We start from the raw sequence: 20,128 nt of genomic DNA, 5'->3' as shown, positions 1-20,128 counted from the left end.
TCAAATCTAATATGAATCCGGAAAAAGAAGGGGCTGATTGTTTCAGGGAGATGCCCCCGATTTCAGATAAATAGCTTAATAACAAAGAGGGTAGAACAACATGAATGATTATATGAGAAGCCCGCGTGGTGGCTTCGATGCCATGTACTACTGGGATCAATTCCATCCCATTCTTAGTGCAATTGCCATATTAGTAATTGGCTGGATCATTGCGTTACTGGTCTCGGCAGGCGTTAAAAAGCTCTTGCAGAAACTGGGCACCAATACACATTTAAATACGGCGACAGGTCATCACTCCAATGTGGAGAGCATTATCGCCCGCGTCGTGTTCTGGATTATTCTGATTATTGCCGTGATTGGTGCGCTGAATGTACTTAATCTTACCAGTGTCAGCGGTCCATTCAGTAATATGATCCAGCAATTCCTGTTATTTATTCCGCAGTTACTAGGTGCAATTGCAGTCGGATTCATAGGTTGGATTGTGGCCAACCTGGTCAAGATAGGGTTACAAAAGCTACTGGACCGAACGCAACTGGATGAAAAACTCAGTGCTGAAGTCGGTGTCAGTCCGATTAGTAAAAACATCAGTGAAATTGCTTACTGGTTAATTTTATTGCTGTTCTTGCCAATCGTACTGTCTATTTTGGGTCTCAACGGTCTGTTGTTACCAGTTCAAAATATGCTGACCGATGTCGTAAGCTACTTACCAAACATCTTCATTGCTGCAGTGATCATTTTTGTTGGTTATATCCTGGCGAAAATTGTGCGCGGTATTGTTGAAGGGCTATTAAACAGTCTAAACGTACAACAACATGCTGAAAAAGTAGGCATCTTCAAAAACTCGAATGTTTCCCAGGTGATTGGGTCATTTATCTTCGCCGTGGTGATCATTACCGCACTGATCATTGCATTTGAAGCATTGGGTATCGAGGCCATTTCTCAGCCTGCTACAGCCATGCTATATGAAATCATGAATGCCATTCCGAATATTATCGCTGCTGCGTTGATTCTGATTCTGGCTTATGTGGTCTCTAAACTGGTAGCACGTCTGGTAGTTGAAGTAGTTGCCGGTACAGGTGTTGATGAAATTCCTGCCAAACTGGATATCCAGCGTTTTTTAGGCACGACTAAACTTTCCAGTGTAGTCGGTTTCCTGATCGTTTTATTCACCATGCTATTTGCGGTATCTGAAGCAGCGAACCGTCTGGGCTTTGAACAGATCAGTGGTCTTATTGCAATGTTCATCTACTTCGGTGCCAATATCCTGCTCGGTGCGATGATTCTGGTAATCGGTTTCTGGCTGGCGAATATTGTTGCGAATATCGTACAACGTGGTGAATATAACAGCTCACGCTGGTTAGCCAATCTGGTTCGTGTTCTGATCATGGGACTCGTTGTGGCAATGGGTCTGCGTGCCATGGGTATTGCCGATTCGATCGTGAACTTGGCATTTGGTCTAACTTTGGGTGCTGTAGCAGTGGCATTTGCCTTGGCATTTGGTTTGGGTGGTCGTCAACCTGCGGAGCGTGTACTCACAGATTTGATTGATAAAGCCAAACGAGAAGCTAAAGAACCCAATCCAGTCAAAGAAAAAGCTGAGAACAGCATATTTTCTGGATTAGGTAGCAAGACCACAGGTACAAGTGCAGCCGACATGTCAGGTACTACAGGTGCGGCGATGGGTATGAGTTCTACAGATAGCTCAATGAGCCAGTCCTCTGGTGGTTCGCAAACTGCTACAGGTACTAGCGATTCCTCAATCACAACTCCAGGAGCAGGCATCGTGCCAAATCAGGATTCAGACAATAATATGCCTATGGGTACGGATTTATCCCATACTACTCCGGCAATCCTTACCACTGCACCGCAGGATGATGAATCATTGGGTATTGATCCGGTCAATCCGGATGCGGATCAAGCCGTACCGGATTCACTAAAAGTCGATCCGACTCATCCGCCAGTCAATAATCCATTTGGTTCAACTGGAGAAAAAGAGCCGAATGTCGATATTGATCGTTCTACCCAGAAAAAAGATGACCTGAAATAACCTGTTATCTTTAAGCAAAATCGACCACGCTCATGTGGTCGATTTTGTTCAGTCATAAGGAAAAATGAATGAATACCAAGAAACCTAATAAAGTTCTGGCTCCTTTAGTCATTGCAGGAATTACGCTTGGCTTTTTTACCGCTGCCTATCGATTTATTTTTGTGAAGAGTAAACAGGAAGAGCAGTCTGAGCGAGAGCTGGATAAGAAAATACCAGAGACAGACGAATTTAACTGAGAATAAAATTCTGCTCAGTCACTAGGAATAGAATTTTCTTTTTAAAAAATATAGAATATTCAAATGAATACCAAAATGATTTTGGTATTTTTCTTGCATTAAAAATATAAAGAAAAGGAGATCAACAATATGTGGAAAGCACTCCAACATAAATTCATGGCATCTTCAGCAGATGACGTACCACTATTTCTGCGAGAAGCTCAAAAAATGCAGCTGACGATTGACCGTTTAACAAATACGGCCAATCTCAACCTGTTTAAAACAGACTATCTGGAATGAGTTAAGTAGCAAACCAGATTATCTATTGATTAAATATATTCCGATGCGGCATGTGCCGATGACCATGCCCATTGGAAATTATAACCGCCCAAATGTCCAGTAACATCCAGCACTTCACCAATAAAATACAAGCCTTTCTGCTTTTTACTTTCCATGGTTTTTGAGGATATTTCTGTAGTGTCTACACCACCCAAAGTCACCTCCGCTGTACGGTAGCCTTCAGTTCCTGAAGGTTTCACTTCAAAGCCATGCAGACGTGCCGCAATCTGTTCCAGCTTGTCATCGCTGATATTACCAATGGCAGTTTCAGCGCTTTCAGTCCAGATCAGATTTTGTAATTCAGCCACCACACTTTTCGGTAAATATTCATTCAGTAGTGTACGTAACAAGACTTTGGGCTGGCTTTGTTTTTTGGATTTGAAGAAATCCAACAGATCAACACTTGGAAGAAAATCTACCTTAAAGCTCTGCCCGACATTCCAGTAGTTAGAAAGTTGCAGGGAACTCGGCCCACTCAAACCGCGATGGGTAAATAAGAGGGCTTCGGTAAAGCTGTTAAGTTCATTAGAGAGTGTTGCTTCTACGGCATTACCACTTAAGCGGGTGGTCACTTCTTTAAATCCGTCAGAGAAGGTAAATGGAACCAGTCCGGCACGAGTCGGATAGAGGTGATGTCCAAACTGTTTTGCAATCTCATAGCCAATGCCTGAACCGCCAAGCGTAGGAATAGATAAACCGCCAGATGCCACGACGACAGATTCAACTTCAAAATATCCCAGTGAGGTCGCCACCTGAAAGCCTTGATCATCGACTGGATTGACTGCTTTCACTTCGCAACTGGTTTTAATATCAACCAGCCCAGTTTTGTCACATTCTGCCAGCAGCATCGACAAGATATCTTTTGCACCATTTAAGGTAAACAGCTGTCCATGTTTGCGCTCTTCATAAGCAATGCCATATTCACAAACCAAGCCGATAAAGTCCCAGTTGGTATAACGCGTTAAAGCTGAAATCACAAAATGTGGATTGTGTGAAATATAATTGCTCGGTTCGACTTCCAGATTGGTGAAATTACATTTACCACCGCCAGACATCAGGATTTTTTTGCCAACCTTGTTGGCTTTTTCCACCACCACGACTTTACGCCCACGTTGCGCAGCCATATACGCCGTCATTAAACCTGAGGCACCGGCACCTATGACTAGAACATCGTATTGCTTGGAAGACATCACACACTCAAGGGAGAAGAAAAGGGAAGCATTATAGACAATTTTATTTCAGCTTTCTCTATTCCAGAAAAATCAGTTCCGTGATTGCAGATTTGCAGCGCATTTTAAACATAAAATATTTGAAAGCTGCTTAAAACTCATGCATAGTTTTTGTACAAACTAAAAACATAATAACAAGGAAAAGCGAATGGCAAGTGCGGAAGATTTAAAACAATATAATCTGATTACATATATTCTTTATATTTTAGGATTTTTTCTTGGTCTTACCCCATTTATTGCGATTGTGATGAATTATATCAAGCGTGATGAAATGCGCGGTACCTGGCTGGAAAGTCATGTCGATTGGCAAATTAAAACCTTCTGGATCAGTTTGCTGGGTTATATCGTCGGTGGCTTATTGACTGTGATCTTGATTGGCTTCCTGATCGTGTTTCTGGTCTTTATCTGGCATATCTACCGCTTGGTCAAAGGGTTAATTGCCTTAAATAACAATCAACCAATTCAAGCTTAGGTTGCTGTAAAACCAAAGGGAATATTACGGCCTTGCAGACCACCACTATGAATGACCAGCAGTTTTGATCCAGCCGGAAAATAATTTTTCTCGATCAAATCAAAAATTCCCATCAGCATTTTAGCCGTGTAGATCTGCTCCAGTGGAATTGAAAATTCGGCCTCAAAATCCCGGATAAACTGCACTAAGGCTGCACTGGTTTTGGCATAGCCACCACAGCAATAATCATCGAGAATATTCCAGTTGGTTTTTTTCGTCAGCTGGGCGACTTCATCTTTTAAAAATGAACCTTTCAGTGCAGAAAATCCTAAAACCTGTTGATGCCCATGACTGGCTTCGATCAATCCGCTGATGGTGCCACCAGTCCCTACTGCACAACAAATGACATCAAATTGCGCATCATTTTCTTTTAAAATTTCCTGACAACCTTGAATCGCCAAAGCATTGGTTCCACCTTCAGGAATAATATAATGATTAGGAAATTGTCGAGCGAGTTCGGCCAAATACTCAGGCTGTTGCTTGCGCCGATATTCATCACGACTGACGAAATGCAACTGCATCCCGAATTCTTGGGCGGTGGTTAATGTTGGATTCAATGGTCGATCAGCCAGTTCTTCACCCCGAATCACTCCAACACTCTGAAAACCAAACTGCTGTGCGGCAAATGCAGTAGCAGCAATATGATTGGAATAAGCACCTCCAAAACTCAGAATATGCTGATAACCCTGTCTTTTGGCTTCAAGAAAATTATATTTCAGTTTAAAAAACTTGTTGCCCGAGATTTGTGGATGCACCAGATCCAGACGACGTATTATTAAAGTAATATCGTGAAAATTAATCTGTTGATCTGGAATATTTTGGGCAATGGTTTCAAACATAAAAGTTCGCAAAGTTCATGATAGAGGCATTATAGCGGAAGTGCTAAAAATCAAAGTTTTTCAATAAGCCATTATTCGCTGAAAGCTATGGAATTGGTTGTAGATTGTCACAAATATTCCGCTGATTATTTAAACAACAATGCTAATCTAAACAGAGGAAACCCTGAGGAGGGTAGAATAATGAAAATATTATCCTGTGCTGTGTGGGTCGGCATGCTGCTCAGTCTGTCGGGCTGTGATGATGCGTTGAATAAACCTAAAACAGAAACCCGTACCATGATTATTGGTGGCGTACCTGTATATGAGCAGGATTATCAACTGCTAGACAAGCATTTGAGTGCTCAGGATCAGTTGAAACCTTAAGTAATTGCTATAGTTGAAATTCATGACAAATCCAGAAATTTTTACAGCAAATTGTCAGGTTTTTGCTTAAAATAGCCCTTCAATTTTTAAGTCAGGTTATCTCGTGGAATCATTCTGGATTTTAGGTTCGATTGCTTTTGCCCTGATGTTAGGCGCAATGAGTCCCGGGCCAACTTCTATTTATGTGGCAAAAAATTCAATTGCCATTTCACGTAAACATGGTTTATTTACTGCATTGGGTACTGGTCTCGGTGCAGCGATTTTTGGTCTGCTGGCGGTTCTCGGTTTGCAGGCATTTTTACTGGCTGTACCCTCAGCGTACCTGGCCTTAAAAATTTGTGGTGGTTTATATTTACTTTGGTTGGCGTTTAAAATCATTAAACATGCCAAAGATCCGATCGAAGCGGATACAACCATTAGCAAACAGATGTCTTTACGCCGTGCTTTTACCACTGGTTTAATCACACAGTTGTCCAATCCCAAAATTGCGATTGTGCTGGCCAGTATTTTTACCGCGTTATTGCCCAAAGAAATTCCAACGTATTTTTATTTTGTTTTGCCTGTCTTATGTTTCTTTATTGATGCAGGCTGGTGTTCACTAGTCGCAGTTGCATTATCTGCGGAAAAGCCACGTCGTGTTTATTTGAAGTTTAAGGCTTTGTTTGACCGCGCAGCAGGCGCAGTTATGACGGTACTTGGCTTAAAATTAATTTTTGGTATGAAGTAATTACTTCATCTAGATGCTCTGCTTATAAATAAAAAAAGCCCCTAGTCGTAGAGGCTTTTTTTATGTCTATTAAAAAGTATTTTCTTCCGAATTAGCAGAAATACGATGAATCGACAAGTCTGCACCATTGAACTCTTCTTCCTCAGTCAGGCGAATACCCATCAAAACCTTAAGCAGGCCATACACCAAAAAACCACCCGCCAAAGCAATGACAATCGCCAGCACTGTACCTATGAGTTGTGAAATTAAAGACACTCCTCCCATTCCTCCAAGCCATTGCTGACCGAAGATACCCACAGCTAATCCGCCAAAAGCACCACAAACGCCATGCAAAGGCCAAACCCCCAATACATCATCCACTTTGAGTTTATTTTGGGTATAGGTAAAGAGTTTCACAAAAATAATGCCGGCGCTGATCCCGATAAAAAAAGCACCCAAGGGATGAACGACGTCTGATCCTGCACAAATCGCCACCAGACCTGCTAAGGGACCATTATGCAGGAAGCCCGGGTCATCTTTCCCCGCAACTTTGGCTGCTATTGTTCCACCGACCATGGCCATCAAAGAGTTAATAGCGACCAGTCCAGAAATGGCATCCAGCCGCTGCGCGCTCATGACATTGAAGCCGAACCATCCCACAATCAGAATCCATGAACCCAAAGCCAAAAAAGGAATTGATGAAGGAGGATACGCGGTGATCCGGCCATCATTTTTGTAACGGCCATGACGCGCACCAAGTAGGATTATTGCGGCGAGTGCCATCCAGCCGCCCATTGCATGAACGACAACTGAGCCGGCAAAATCATGAAAACTTGCACCAAATGCATGGGTCAGCCAATCCTGAAAACCAAGGTTGCCATTCCAGATCATACCCTCAAAAAACGGATAGATCAGCGCAACCAGAAATAATGTCGCTAAAGCCTGTGAACGCATTTTGGCACGCTCTGCAATCCCTCCAGAGATAATCGCTGGAATTGCTGCAGCAAAAGTCAACAGGAAAAAACAGCGCATCAGATTGTAGCCATGATCGGCAGACAAGGTTGCAGCATCATGGAAAAAGTGCTGACCGTAGGCAATATAGTAGCCCACTAAAAAATAAGCGATGGCGGAGATGGCAAAGTCAGTTAAAATTTTACTTAAGGCATTGACCTGGTTTTTATGTCGAACTGTTCCAAGCTCTAAAAAAGCAAATCCAGCATGCATGGCAAGCACTAGAACTGCACCGAGAAGAAGAAATAATAAGTCTATATTTTGCATGGTGCGTTCCAATTTAGTGCGCGGGATCACAAAAGAAAGTCAGTATATAGAGGCAAATGGATAGTAGAAGAGGGCTAAGCAAGGGAAATTTTGATGAAGAATTTCTTGAAATTGATAAGACTCGATATAAAGCACAATACAATTTTTGTGCACCAAACTAAGACACAGAAAGAGTTCATGAAATTCAAATTTATATTATATTTTTAGGTATTTATATTTATCGTGAGAAAAACGGTGTTAAAAAGGCATGCTAAAGGTGCACATGAAAAGTGAAAGATTTTTAAGAAAAAATTTAAAAATAAATGAAACCCTTGCTTTTAAATCTCAAAGCGTCATTTAAGTTTTAAATTTACCAAGTCATAGGGGAATCTGGCTGAAGGAGATTTAAAATAAATGAAACCCTAAAAAATTAGGGTTTCATGCTTAGATAAAATTATTGAAGTATTCAATTAATCTTTAAAATGTACCGGAATCCATTGATAGCTTTTATTGTCTTTAGAATAAATATGTCCAATCCCCGGAAATGGCAAATGTGGTGCTGCTACCGTCTGACCATTTTTCGCATATTCAGTAAAATATTTTAAGCGGGTTTCGATCGCCTTTTTCGGATCGACATCAAAGTCAACGCCGGTCTGTGGGCGATCAAACTGCAGCGTATGTGAGTGCACAATATCTCCAATAAACACCATCTGCTGACCTTTAGATTTTAAGCTAAAACCAAAATGCCCCGGTGTATGTCCAGCCGAACTGATAACATCGAAAGCATGGATTTTATCGCCAGTTTTAAAGGTTTTGAGCTGATTCTTGGCCTGATAGGGTGCAATGGCTTTCTTGATTTTATCGACTGTGCCCAAAAAACCTGCCTGCTTGGCTTTTGGTAATTTTTCTACCGTTGTGGGATTTATCCAGAAATCCAGTTCAGCTTGAGACACATAAATGTTGGCATTGGGAAAATTGGCAACACTATTATTACTTATACCGCATACATGGTCTGGATGTAAATGCGTGAGCAGGATGGCATTGACCTGTTCAGGTTTATGCCCTGAAGCCTTTAAATTGGAATACACTGAACCTAGGTGTGGACCATTACAGCTTGAAGTCCCGCTATCGACCAGAACCATTTCCTTGGCTGTATTGACCAGAAAGGCATTCACGGAGGTTTGGATGCCTTTAGCTTGATCGACGTAGTATTTTTTCAATATCTGGTCGGCTTGAGCTGCTGGAATATCTTTAAATAAGGCTTTGGACAGATAATTGGTGCCATCTAGCAGGGCAGTAATTTGGTAATCCCCGAAGTTATGTTGATAATAACCGGGAACCTGTTTTTGTTGTTGGGTGCTAGAAACGGATTGTGCATGTGTTTGAGAGATACCCGCCATTGAACCTAAAGCAAGCAATGACACGACGAGAGAAGAAGTGAAGTATTCCATAGCTATTCTTATGTAATTAAAGTCAATTCTATGTATTAGCACGGATGCCAGCAAAAAAGAATATGAATATATTTACCATTTTTTAAAATGGAAGTGCTGATTTGGCATCTGTACTAAAAAATCAGTCTGAATCTGTATATTGATTTTTTGAAAGTAAAGAATTTATTTTTAATGAAAATATTATTATAAATAAAATGCTTAGATACATTTCACTTTTTATGAAAAGCTCGTTAACATGGGGTATTACGAACAAGCTTTGGGTGTCGCGATGAGTTTTTGGAAAAGAAAAAACAATGCCAGCTTTGTATTTTTCATTATTACCTTATATTCACTACTTGGTTTTGGACTGGGCTATGTGATTTGGGAATTTGTGTTGCAAGGCTAAGTGACCCAGCAATAAAAAAGCCTCTAGAGATAGAGGCTTTTTTGATGGATTATTTCGAAGAAAATAGATAATTACTTGATGAGAGCATTGTATGAGCGAACCAGAGCACTCAGGAAAACCTCTAGCTTATTTAGATCAAAATATTCTAGACTTATTTAGTGAATATAAAGAAAAGCCATTGCTTAGTAGAGATTCAGATTTTTTTAGATATTTAAAAGAAGAAGTACAAGCTGTTTATTCACCCATTACTTTAGAAGAAATTTACAGATCAGTAATAAAGGGGAAAAGCAGTAAATATTGTGTCGAGTTTTTAGATATCTTAAGGGAGTTAAATGCACACTATATCGCCTTAACTACTAATGAGCATGGGACTTTAACAAATACTATTTTTAGATCCTGGGATGATCCACTAGTTCATTTTAATAATTATATTGAAAATAATTTTTTAAACAAAATGATTAATCCATCAACTAAGAATTTATTTGCTTTATATGGTGGTGTAAAGGATTTTAAAACTTTTGAATACAAACAAATTGAAGCTTTTGATAATTTATTACTATTTTTAGAAAAATCTTTAAGTGATCTTAAGAACAGTACATACAAAGATGACTATCTTTTATCAGAAATAGAAAAATTTAAAGTTAAAATCCCGAACCTAATGAATCAGCGAGATAAATATAAATCATATATTCAGAGATCGGTAAGGCATTTAGAAGAGTCTAATAAAGAAAAATCATCTCATAAATCTTTACGAGAATCATTGAATATCAATCATGATAACTTACAAAAAATTAAATTACCAAATGCTTTAAATCAAATATGGAAATTACTTCAAGAAAACAATCCTGAATTGGAAAATAATGAGTTAGATGACTTCTTTCAATTGAAAATTTAATTGGTTCAGAGCAGGAATACTATATTTTTCAAAAAGTAAATCAAATTTATACTATATTAAATCTGATCGGTTATTATCAAGATGAAGGATTACATAAAGAAAAGCGTTTTATTGCATCATTCAGTGACATGTCACATGCATCTTATGGTTGTTTTTGTGAATATCTAATCACTCGTGATGAAGCCTTTGCGCAAAAAACTAATGTTGCATATGAGTATTTAAATATTGCAACTCAAGTTTTTTGGCTCAAATTAAAATGATTTCAAACTAAAAATAGTGTTAAGCCAATACTTTATTTAAACATCTGGTCTGTTCGATGTAATAAAAAAGTTGACTTAATGATGGTATTAATTTAGTTGGAGGCGACATGGATGTCGCCGTTCACTTGTGATACATGGAAGTATCATCAAGTTAACAAAAGATTTTTGTTACTTTTGATCTTTCAAAAGTAAGGCAATAGTTTCTGACCTCTCCCTAACCCTCTCCTATAAGGAGAGGGAACTACACAAAAATTTATTTAGTAATGAATGCTCCTCCCCCTCTGGGAGAAGGTTGGGATGAGGGAAATAACTAATAAAAAAGCCCCTACATCAGTAGAGGCTTTCTTTGCTTAAAATGGAAATCTTAAGACACTTTATCACCCGGTTTAGCACCAGATTCAGGTGAAATCACCCAAACACCGTCGCCATTACCCGCAGCTAGCACCATACCGTTAGAGATCCCAAAACGCATTTTACGTGGCGCAAGGTTTGCCACCATCACCACCAGTTTACCTTTTAAGTCTTCAGGTTGGTAAAACTCACGAATACCACTGAACACATTACGTGGCTCAGCTTCACCAACGTTTAAAGTGAGTTGAAGCAGTTTGTCAGAACCTTCAACCGTAGCCGCTTCCAAAACTTCAGCCACACGCAGGTCAACTTTCATAAAATCATCAATATTAATGATTTCAGCTTCACCGACTTTAGGTTCAGCTTTCTTTTCAATCTTCTTCTCTTTTTTCTTCTCAGCTTTTGCTGGTTCAGCAGCAGGAGCAGCTAAAGAATCTTTAGATGCATCCACCATGGCAGCAACCGCTTTTGGATCTACACGTTGCATTAAGGGTTGGAACAATGCAATTTCATGACTCACTAGAATGGTTTTGCGAGAAGCAAAATCGAAGCTTTCAAGTTGCAAGAAATCTTGAACCTGTTGAGCTAGTGTCGGCAATACAGGAGCCAAGTAAACTGCCAATTGGCGGAATAAATTAATACCTACAGAACATACATCATGGACCTGTTGTTCCTGACCATCTTGCTTCGCAAGTGCCCAAGGCTTTTTCTCATCAATATACTGGTTGGCTTTGTCTGCAAGCGCCATGATTTCACGAATCGCCGCCGAGAATTCACGTGCTTCATAAGCCTGAGCAATTGAACTCCCAGCATCAATAAAGCTTTGTACCAATTCAGGTTCAGCGCATATCGTGCTTAACTTGTTATCAAATTTGGTGTTGATGAATTTCGCACAACGGCTGGCAATATTCACGACTTTACCGACCAAATCTGAATTTACTTTCTGAACGAAATCATCAAGGTTCAGGTCAGAATCTTCAACTTTGTCAGAAAGTTTCGACGCGAAGTAATAGCGTAGATATTCAGGATTTAAATGCTCTAAATAGGTTTCCGCTTTAATAAATGTGCCGCGAGATTTTGACATCTTTTGGCCATTGACAGTCAAGAAACCATTCACGAATAAGCCTGATGGCGTGCGGTAGTTTGCACCTTCAAGCATTGCCGGCCAGAACAGGGCATGGAAATATACGATGTCTTTGCCAATGAAGTGATAGACCTCATTTTCAGAATCTTTTTTCCAGTAGTCATCAAAATTCAATTCAGGACGTTTGGTTTTGATGTAGTTTTCAAAGCTCGACATATAACCAATCGGCGCATCCACCCAAACATAGAAATATTTGTTTGGCGCATCTGGAATTTCAAAACCGAAGTATGGCGCATCACGTGAGATGTCCCAGTCATTCAAGCCATTTTCAAACCATTCGTCCAGCTTGTTGGCAATCGATACCGGCAAGCGACCTTCATCACGAGTCCATTTTTGCAGGTATTCACCAAAATTTGGCAATTTAAAGAAGTAATGATCAGATGATTTTTCGACTGGAGTTGCGCCACTTAAAGTGGAATGCGGATTCAACAACTCTGTCGCATTATAAGTTGCACCGCAGACTTCACATGAGTCGCCGTACTGATCTTCTGCCTTACATTTCGGACAGGTGCCTTTAATGAAACGGTCTGACAGGAACATGCCTTTTTCAGGATCAAAAAGCTGGGTCACCGGACGAACTGCAATATTGCCCGCATCACGGTTTTTCACATAGATTTCTGACGCACGGGCACGGTTGGTATCGCTATGTGTAGAATCATAATGATCGAAATGCACACCGAAACCGTCAAAGTCACGAATGTGTTCTTTTTGCACATTGGCAATTTGCGCTTCAGGTGAAATGCCATTCGCTTCGGCACGTAGCATGATCGCGGTTCCGTGAGCATCATCCGCACAGACATAAGTCACATCATGACCCATCGCACGCATGGCACGTACCCAAATATCTGCTTGGATATAGCCAAGTAAGTGACCCATATGAATCGGGCCATTGGCGTAAGGAAGGGCATTGGTGACTAAAATTTTACGCACGGATTCACTCTCTCATTCGTATTCATTATGCAATGGGCCATAATTTTACATGATGCCGAGGGGATTACAAAGAAATGCTTTGCTGAAACCCTGCGAATAGATGGACTTGGACCGCTCGAATACAAAAGCCTGCGTCATCTTTAGCATAAAGCTTTTCAATACGGATTTGACTCTGCTCATGCTACATCCTGCAAACAATAGCAACAACATGTACAGGCTTTGTTGCAGTTTGCTTACTTCGCCCGATTCGCGTAATGCTTTGTGCTAAAAAAATGGCTGATTGTTTATATGATATGCCTAAGGAGGGTACCTCATGACTCAGCAGAACCAAAACAATACGTCGAAGCAAAATCAAGATAAAGAACAACATGCACGCGAATTGAATGATCAGCTTGCAAAAGAGCAAAAGCAAAACGAGCTGGATAAACAGCATAATCAGGAACATAAGAACGGGCAAAGTGCCCAGACCCATGCTGATCAGAAGTCTGATACCCAGCATAACGGTAAAGAGGAAAATGCTGAGCAATCAGCACAAAAAGACAGTTCTCAAGAGAATCAGTCTGATAAAAAAACTGAAAGCTTTAAGATGGATGACTTAAAAGCCAAAGCGATAGCGATTGGTGAAGAGCTATTGCAAAAAGGTGAAAAGCTTCTGAATGAGCTGAAACATGGCAAATCTGACAACCAGCAAAATGCTGAGCAAGGTTCGGATGATGCGAAAAAAGCCAAAGCGGATCATACCTCTCAAGATAAGTCATCTAACAAGTCAGATAAACAAAATGCTAAAGATGGTCAGACCGATCAGCAGGCAGGTATGGCAAATTTAAAAGATGAAGCCATGCATAAGTTTGAAGATACCAGACAGAAAATCACAGACTTATTCAGCGAAGCCTCGGTTAAGTTCGCTGAGCTGAAACAGATGGCAACTGATACGATGAATAAAATGAAAGATAATCAATCGAAGGAAAGTGATTCTGATCAGCAGCAAGATGCCAAAGATGCAGATTCAGAAAGCGACTCTCAGTCCAAAAAGGACGAATCGAAACAAGATCAGGATAAAAATACCAAGGATCAAAAGGACAAATCTGAAAACAATAAAAATCATAAATAGTCTGTGATCATAGAGCCACTTTAATTACAGAGGGTTAAAGTGGCTTGATCGCATAAGATCAGTAAAAAAATTATTACATCAAAATAATCCGCCTTTCTTTGCTCTCAATCATTCATTTTTCATTATTTCTATTCACCACGATTTCATAAAACATTTCAGAAAACCGAGTAAAATGGTTGGAAATTGAAGATATCTCTTTCATCTTCTCCAATACAATGCTTAACCTTCGCCTAAAACCCCGTTAAACTAAGCGATTCAGATGTCGATCTACATTTTTGGAGTAACCTATGTCTTGGCTTTCTTCGCTTAAATCGGTTTTTTCGCCTTCCAAGGAGGTGAACGAAGAAGCTGTGCAAAACGTACTGCAAAACTATATCTTGCCAAATTCCAGCAATGCCTTGAAAGATCGTATTACGCAGGTCAATGTACAGGGTGAGATTCTGCAAATCACTTTGAATACCTATCCAGAAGAAAAAGCGCAGCTGCAACAGATTCATGATGAACTGGCGGAAGCTTTGCAAAAATGTGGTATTCAAGAACTGAATATGCATGTGATTCAGCAGAAAACTGGACATAAGAAAGAAGGGGGTTGCGGGCATAACCATGCTGAAGGTGAAAACTGTTCAAGCGAGCCTAAAGCGGAAGCAAAACCCAATCTTCCCCCTGTGGTTGATGCGTCGGCACAGCCTGCAAAAACAGAAGAAGCTGATCCAAATAATCCACCTATTCAAAAAGCTGCGCCGCAACAGCGTGATGTTCCAAAACACCCAAGGATTCAAAATGTGATTCTGGTGTCATCCGGCAAAGGTGGCGTAGGTAAATCGACCACGACTGTAAATCTGGCTTTGGCTCTACAGAAATTAGGCCTGCGCGTAGGCGTACTGGATGCCGATATTTACGGTCCAAGTATCCCGACCATGCTCGGCAATGCCGGCAAAACGCCAATGATCGAAGCAGAGCAGTTTGTCCCAATTGAAGCCTATGGAATGGCGGTGTTATCGATTGGCCATTTAACTGGAGACCACAATACTCCAGTCGCCTGGCGTGGTCCAAAAGCCACGGGTGCATTGATGCAGTTATTCAATCAGACCCTATGGCCAGACCTCGATGTGCTGATGATTGATATGCCACCTGGGACAGGCGATATCCAGTTAACTCTCGCGCAGCGTATTCCGGTGACGGGTGCAGTGATTGTGACGACACCACAAAACGTGGCATTGCTGGATGCGACCAAAGGCATTGAATTGTTTAATCGGGTGCAGATTCCGATCATGGGCGTGATTGAAAACATGTCGACCCATATCTGCTCAAATTGTGGTTTTGAGGAACAGATTTTTGGTACAGGTGGTGGCGATAAACTGTCTGAGCAATATCAAATCCCATTGTTGGGCCGTTTACCTTTGGATGCTAAAATTCGTGAAAATGCGGATGCCGGTACACCTTCTGTCATTGCCGAAGATGCTGCTGCAGAAAGCTATATGCTGATTGCAGAGAAAATTGCCGCACAGCTACCCAAAGCAGAAAAAGACCATAGCCGAATTTTCTAATTCTATAGACAATTCAGATATTTAAGCCTTAGCTAAAAGCTAGGGCTTTTTATTTCTTATTTTTAAAATTAGCTCGATTTAAATGACCGAAATTGACTGAAATGACTATCGGGTGTTTATCCTGAAAGCTTATATAAACATTTGAATTAATTAAAATAAATAAATTTAAATTTTAGATCATATGTTCTCTTACAATTATTTTTTTGCAGCACTGACCGAATTCTTCTATGCTACTCGGATTAGAGCGAGGTCAAACTATGATTTCATGGTTTTTTATTGGTTTAGTGGCAACCATTCTTTTAACACCAGGCCCAACCAATACCTTATTGGCATCTTCAGGCATTCAGGTCGGATTTAAAAAAACATTTCGTTTAATTCCTGCGGAAGCCTTTGGTTATCTGATTGCCATTAGCTTATGGGGCATTCTGATCGGAAAAATTTCCGTTCATCTTCCGCTTTTACCGACCATTCTCAAACTTTTTAGTGCTGGCTATATTCTATTTCTCGCTGTGAAATTATGGCGGACTGCAGAAATAAGCGAAAATCTTGAAAATGTCTCGATTCGCGCACGAGAATTATTTTTGGCAACCTTGCTTAATCCTAAAGCACTTTTATTTGCCTCAGCGATCTTTCCTGTCATTGTCTGGAAAAGCAGTCAGCATTATGTGACTCATATGCTTGTCTTTTTACTTCTGCTGATTCCGATTGCATTCTTCTGGACTTTTCTGGGTTCAATCCTGGCCAGAAAAAACAGTCGCTGGCTGAACCAGAAAAACCTGCAAAAAACGGCTTCGCTGGTGCTAATGAGCTTTTCTATTCCTTTAAGCTATTCTGCACTTTTAAGTTTATAAGCTGATCTCAATCAGCAATTTTTTGGCAACTTTAGCTCTAAGACTTTCACTTATTTTCATTAGTGTCAATTTCAGTTAAAGTACGTCGCAATAACTTGTTCTTAAGATTTTTGGATTATATCAATGGCAATTAAGTCTGATCGTTGGATTCGCGAAATGAGCGAAAAACACGGCATGATTGAACCGTATGCAGAAAACCAGGTACGTTTGGATGAAAATGGTCAAAAGCTGATTTCGTATGGCGTATCCAGCTATGGTTATGACGTGCGTTGTGCACGTGAATTTAAAGTATTCACCAATGTGCATTCTGCAATTGTCGATCCAAAGAACTTTGATGAACGCAGCTTTATTGATATCGAGTCGGATGTTTGTATCATTCCGCCTAACTCGTTTGCTTTGGCGCGTACGATTGAATATTTCCGCATTCCACGTAATGTCTTGACCGTGTGCTTGGGTAAGTCTACTTATGCGCGTTGTGGCATCATTGTTAACGTGACTCCGCTTGAGCCAGAGTGGGAAGGACATGTCACTTTAGAGTTTTCAAATACTACCAATCTTCCTGCGCGTATTTATGCAGGTGAAGGTGTAGCGCAAATGCTGTTTTTTGAATCTGATGAAGTCTGTGAAACCTCATATAAAGATCGTGGCGGTAAATATCAAGGTCAGACAGGCGTTACTTTGCCGAAGACCTAATTGTTTTAAGATATTGAATGACGGGACTTTATGTCCCGTTTATTTTTTTGAGATTTTCATTCATCGGAAACTGCTATTTTTCGCCTAATTGGCTTTGGCATCTGTATCAAAAATCAGCATAATGGATTCCGCATAACCATAAAAAAGATGCGATGCATTATAAAAAATCAAAGATTGGCGGCTAGGAAGCTGAAGCATAAGGTGCGGAGCATCGAATAAAAAGGAAAGAGTGAGATGGCTCAGATAAAAGATATATTTAAATTTCGCAAAAGTTATTTGGCGATGACAATCGGTTTCAGCCTGTTGCCTTCTGCACATGCGATGCAGGAATTATCAGATTCTTCTCTTTCTGACACCACCGGTGAGGGTGTTGCGCTGGTACTTGATGATTTTAAAATGGTGTTTCAAGGTCCTAAAGATCTTTCTGCTAGTTCTAGTTATGCCAGAGGCATTGAAAACCCCGGACAAGCAGATACAGGCTTTATTCGTATTATCCCGACGGGTGAGAATTACAACCAACTTGGGCAGCGTGTATACGACAAAGTTTATAAATCTACATATGATAATGCTTTTCATGTTGAAAGAACGCAGAATTATGCAACTGAGTATCAGCAAGCCTTTGATACCTTAAAAACTGATTTTTATAATGATAACTATAATACGATTAAGAATACTTATGACACACAAGCTAACCGGGACGCATTTAAGCAAGAATTAGTTGATTATTATTATAATACAGACTTTATGAAAGCCTATTATGACCAACGTCGTGATGATTATTATAATGGTGCAGGTAATACCTCACCAGGTATTGATTATGATATCAAGCATGATGGCACAACAGAATATGAATTAACGCCACTGCGACCAAATAAGTCTGATGAATATGCAAATTTAAATACCCTTGAAATGATTCAATTTCTATATGGGCAAAATGCTAATCAGCAGATTCCAAATACTGAATGGAGTACGGCGGTTGATAGGCAGAATATTATTGGAGCAATTGTAGATGCAAGAATTATTGAACTAGTTAAAGCAGAATACAACAAAAAATTGGAAGCTGCTCTAGCCGGAATGATGAAAGATGCAGATAGTGCTGCTATGGCTGAAATCATTGCTAGAGCAGATCAGGCTGCTAAAACTGAAGCTGCTAAAAGCTCTGTGAGCACTTTAAGAACTAAAGCCGATGTATTTATTTATGGTCTGGCATTATCGAAAAGCGATGGTTCTTTAAGCACACGATACAGTAATCAGGGTTTTAGCTGGGGGTCAGCAGATAATCCTTGGTTATTCCGGGCAGGAACTGAAAACGTCACACAGTTTAAGGGCGCTGCTAAAGATGTAGGCTATATCGCTTTGGAAGCCCCATTAAGTCCAATTGCAGGGGTCGAAAGTGATAATAATATCAAGCTAGGCTTCTGGAGTGATATCTTTGCACGTGAGCTTAACTCCTCGAATGCTGTAAATTCTATAACAGGTGGACCAACTTCAGGCCTTGACACAAATTATCGATTAAGAACTCAATTTATTGCCAATGGTCTGAGTTTTAATGGCTCGCAAGTTCGGTTATTCCAAACCTTAGAATCTGACAATAAGAATTACAGCCAAACATTAGGTATGGCGAGTATTGTTCGTCTGAATACCAATGATCGACCAGAAACTCTAAGCAGTAGCGATAACAATCTTAACAGTAAGGGTATACGTCTAAGTACCGCAGCAAAAACAGATGCACTTGATGGTAATGTCCCGACCCCGGCCTTGAATGGAAGTGATGCTCCTATATTTCATGATTCTGAGGGTTTATATTTATATAGCCCAAATATTAACTTAGTGCTTGGTAATATGTACCAGCCTTTCGTTGTAGGTTCAGAAGGCAATAATATTATTTTAGAAGTGACACGTATTCCCAATATTCCTGCTATTTATAATCAAATTTATCAAAATTATGGGGGCGGATTGGGTACAACAGATTTAAAGGGTTCGACCTGTAATGTCTATAGTTGTGGTACACCGATTAAAAATAATGTGTCAGATACCACCGCACTTTATCAAGGGCGTAATGCGACTCACAGTAGTATCTCAATAGGGACTACAGAGCGTATCTCAGGAACAAATATGCTGCGTGCCAAGGATGGTGTGAATTCAACAGGAATCGTATTTAAAAATACTGAGGGTGTAAGTAAGAATTTTGGATCTGCTGTCATTGATGGTGTCCTGATTCAGCATCTGAAAATTAGAACAACTGGTCTTTAAGGGAGTATAAGAATGTCCAAATTAGTAACACTCTGTGCATTATTATGTACTTCTATGGCCAGTCTTGCCGGATTGGAAGCCCTTGATCAGCAAGCATTAACCAATACCGTGGGGCAAGGCGGAGCAGATCTTAACTGGACTTTATCTTTAAACCATATTTATGCGACAGATTTAAGTAAAGATAAAATTTCTCGGCTTGATGGAAGTGGCAACCCGCTCGAAGTATTTTATGTTCTAGATCCCACCGCTTGTGGAGCAACAAAACAATTTTGCCGTCTGGCAATAGCGCCGAATAACCATGTCGATGCCAATGGAAATAAAAAGTGGTTAGTCTTTAAAGGCATTCAAGGCACGATTCAGATTGATAAGTTTTCAATTGATGGTACAACCATCATTAATCATCGTAATGAACCACAAACGGCGATGCAAATTACCTTTTATGATCACCAGCCTTTAAAGATCCGTAATTTAGGCTTTAATACAGTTTCCATTGAAACGGGTACAGGTGCTGGCGCCTTGGAAGGTTATGCCAATACAGGTGTTTATAGTACGTATACAGGGCGTACCTATAATGCCGATGGAACTTATACAACCGCGCCCCAAGATGTTCCTTCGTTTGATCAAGGTGCTGAAAAAGGATTTATGGGGTTGAACATTCATGGAAATCTGCATATGTCAGGCAATTTGAAAATATTTGGTTATAACTGTACAGGTGGGGCACAAAGTCGTTGTTAGTAACAACGTCAAGTAC

General features: G+C 40.2%; 19 protein-coding genes. 14 read left to right on the top strand and 5 right to left on the bottom strand.

Annotated elements, in window-relative coordinates:
• Positions 1–100: 100 nt before the first annotated feature.
• The 3 genes from G4D73_RS05960 to G4D73_RS05950 all read left to right on the top strand — a co-directional run bounded on the left by G4D73_RS05960 (position 101) and on the right by G4D73_RS05950 (position 2,562).
• Complete coding sequence (locus G4D73_RS05960) at positions 101–2,047, top strand: mechanosensitive ion channel (protein WP_213687593.1); 1,947 nt, start codon at positions 101–103, stop codon at positions 2,045–2,047.
• A 68-nt stretch (positions 2,048–2,115) separates the two neighbouring features.
• Positions 2,116–2,283: a hypothetical protein gene (locus G4D73_RS05955; RefSeq protein WP_213687592.1), complete on the top strand. Its 168-nt coding sequence runs from the start codon at positions 2,116–2,118 to the stop codon at positions 2,281–2,283.
• 129 nt (positions 2,284–2,412) lie between these two features.
• On the top strand, positions 2,413–2,562 hold the full coding sequence (locus tag G4D73_RS05950) for a hypothetical protein (RefSeq protein WP_004645868.1): 150 nt from the start codon (positions 2,413–2,415) through the stop codon (positions 2,560–2,562).
• A gap of 29 nt (positions 2,563–2,591) precedes the next feature.
• On the opposite strand, the gene G4D73_RS05945 is transcribed toward G4D73_RS05950, so the two are convergent.
• On the bottom strand, positions 2,592–3,791 hold the full coding sequence (locus tag G4D73_RS05945; protein WP_114541011.1) for an NAD(P)/FAD-dependent oxidoreductase: 1,200 nt from the start codon (positions 3,789–3,791) through the stop codon (positions 2,592–2,594).
• A 187-nt stretch (positions 3,792–3,978) separates the two neighbouring features.
• Here G4D73_RS05945 and G4D73_RS05940 point away from each other — a divergent pair, with 187 nt between their 5' ends.
• A complete protein-coding gene (locus tag G4D73_RS05940; protein WP_005106226.1) occupies positions 3,979–4,302 on the top strand; it encodes a DUF4870 family protein in 324 nt (107 codons plus the stop codon).
• On the opposite strand, the gene G4D73_RS05935 is transcribed toward G4D73_RS05940, so the two are convergent.
• A complete protein-coding gene (locus G4D73_RS05935; RefSeq protein ID WP_213687591.1) occupies positions 4,299–5,180 on the bottom strand; it encodes a 1-aminocyclopropane-1-carboxylate deaminase/D-cysteine desulfhydrase in 882 nt (293 codons plus the stop codon). The two genes, G4D73_RS05940 and G4D73_RS05935, sit on opposite strands and share 4 nt — an antisense overlap.
• Positions 5,181–5,360: 180 nt before the next feature.
• Between G4D73_RS05935 and G4D73_RS05930 the strand changes: the two genes are divergently transcribed.
• Both G4D73_RS05930 and G4D73_RS05925 read left to right on the top strand, forming a co-directional pair.
• Positions 5,361–5,543 (top strand): NF038215 family lipoprotein, encoded by a 183-nt coding sequence (locus tag G4D73_RS05930; protein WP_005104073.1) that lies wholly within the window; start codon positions 5,361–5,363, stop codon positions 5,541–5,543.
• A gap of 103 nt (positions 5,544–5,646) precedes the next feature.
• The gene (locus G4D73_RS05925; RefSeq protein ID WP_004280739.1) at positions 5,647–6,270 is read left to right on the top strand and encodes a LysE family translocator; all 624 of its coding nucleotides are present in this window, start codon (positions 5,647–5,649) and stop codon (positions 6,268–6,270) included.
• A 69-nt stretch (positions 6,271–6,339) separates the two neighbouring features.
• On the opposite strand, the gene G4D73_RS05920 is transcribed toward G4D73_RS05925, so the two are convergent.
• Together G4D73_RS05920 and G4D73_RS05915 are read right to left on the bottom strand one after the other, a co-directional pair.
• Entirely contained in the window at positions 6,340–7,527 is a 1,188-nt protein-coding gene (locus tag G4D73_RS05920; protein ID WP_213687590.1) for an ammonium transporter, read from the bottom strand.
• A 449-nt stretch (positions 7,528–7,976) separates the two neighbouring features.
• On the bottom strand, positions 7,977–8,957 hold the full coding sequence (locus G4D73_RS05915; protein WP_213687589.1) for an MBL fold metallo-hydrolase: 981 nt from the start codon (positions 8,955–8,957) through the stop codon (positions 7,977–7,979).
• A gap of 268 nt (positions 8,958–9,225) precedes the next feature.
• Here G4D73_RS05915 and G4D73_RS05910 point away from each other — a divergent pair, with 268 nt between their 5' ends.
• Both G4D73_RS05910 and G4D73_RS05905 read left to right on the top strand, forming a co-directional pair.
• Entirely contained in the window at positions 9,226–9,342 is a 117-nt protein-coding gene (locus tag G4D73_RS05910) for a hypothetical protein (protein ID WP_086044934.1), read from the top strand.
• 91 nt (positions 9,343–9,433) lie between these two features.
• Positions 9,434–10,237: a hypothetical protein gene (locus G4D73_RS05905; RefSeq protein ID WP_228305192.1), complete on the top strand. Its 804-nt coding sequence runs from the start codon at positions 9,434–9,436 to the stop codon at positions 10,235–10,237.
• 624 nt (positions 10,238–10,861) lie between these two features.
• Here G4D73_RS05905 and metG read toward each other — a convergent pair.
• Positions 10,862–12,922 carry a methionine--tRNA ligase gene (gene metG, locus G4D73_RS05900; RefSeq protein WP_213687588.1) on the bottom strand — a complete coding sequence of 687 codons (2,061 nt, stop codon included), beginning with the start codon at positions 12,920–12,922 and terminating at the stop codon, positions 10,862–10,864.
• Positions 12,923–13,235: 313 nt separating this feature from the next.
• Between metG and G4D73_RS05895 the strand changes: the two genes are divergently transcribed.
• From G4D73_RS05895 to G4D73_RS05870, 6 genes are all read left to right on the top strand, one after another.
• Complete coding sequence (locus G4D73_RS05895; RefSeq protein ID WP_213687587.1) at positions 13,236–14,033, top strand: hypothetical protein; 798 nt, start codon at positions 13,236–13,238, stop codon at positions 14,031–14,033.
• 287 nt (positions 14,034–14,320) lie between these two features.
• On the top strand, positions 14,321–15,580 hold the full coding sequence (gene apbC / locus G4D73_RS05890) for an iron-sulfur cluster carrier protein ApbC (protein WP_004280730.1): 1,260 nt from the start codon (positions 14,321–14,323) through the stop codon (positions 15,578–15,580).
• A 257-nt stretch (positions 15,581–15,837) separates the two neighbouring features.
• Positions 15,838–16,431, top strand: a complete 594-nt coding sequence (locus G4D73_RS05885) for a LysE family translocator (RefSeq protein ID WP_213687586.1) — start codon at positions 15,838–15,840, stop codon at positions 16,429–16,431.
• A gap of 123 nt (positions 16,432–16,554) precedes the next feature.
• The gene (gene dcd, locus G4D73_RS05880; protein ID WP_004280726.1) at positions 16,555–17,124 is read left to right on the top strand and encodes a dCTP deaminase; all 570 of its coding nucleotides are present in this window, start codon (positions 16,555–16,557) and stop codon (positions 17,122–17,124) included.
• Positions 17,125–17,358: 234 nt separating this feature from the next.
• Positions 17,359–19,377 (top strand): hypothetical protein, encoded by a 2,019-nt coding sequence (locus G4D73_RS05875; RefSeq protein WP_005263570.1) that lies wholly within the window; start codon positions 17,359–17,361, stop codon positions 19,375–19,377.
• A gap of 12 nt (positions 19,378–19,389) precedes the next feature.
• Positions 19,390–20,112 (top strand): hypothetical protein, encoded by a 723-nt coding sequence (locus tag G4D73_RS05870; protein ID WP_213687585.1) that lies wholly within the window; start codon positions 19,390–19,392, stop codon positions 20,110–20,112.
• Positions 20,113–20,128 lie beyond the last annotated feature (16 nt).

This window comes from Acinetobacter sp. WY4, from assembly GCF_018438165.1.
In the GTDB taxonomy this organism is placed as follows: Bacteria; Pseudomonadota; Gammaproteobacteria; order Pseudomonadales; family Moraxellaceae; genus Acinetobacter.
Note: the sequence above shows the minus strand (reverse complement) of the source record. Positions and strands in the feature narration are given on the sequence as shown.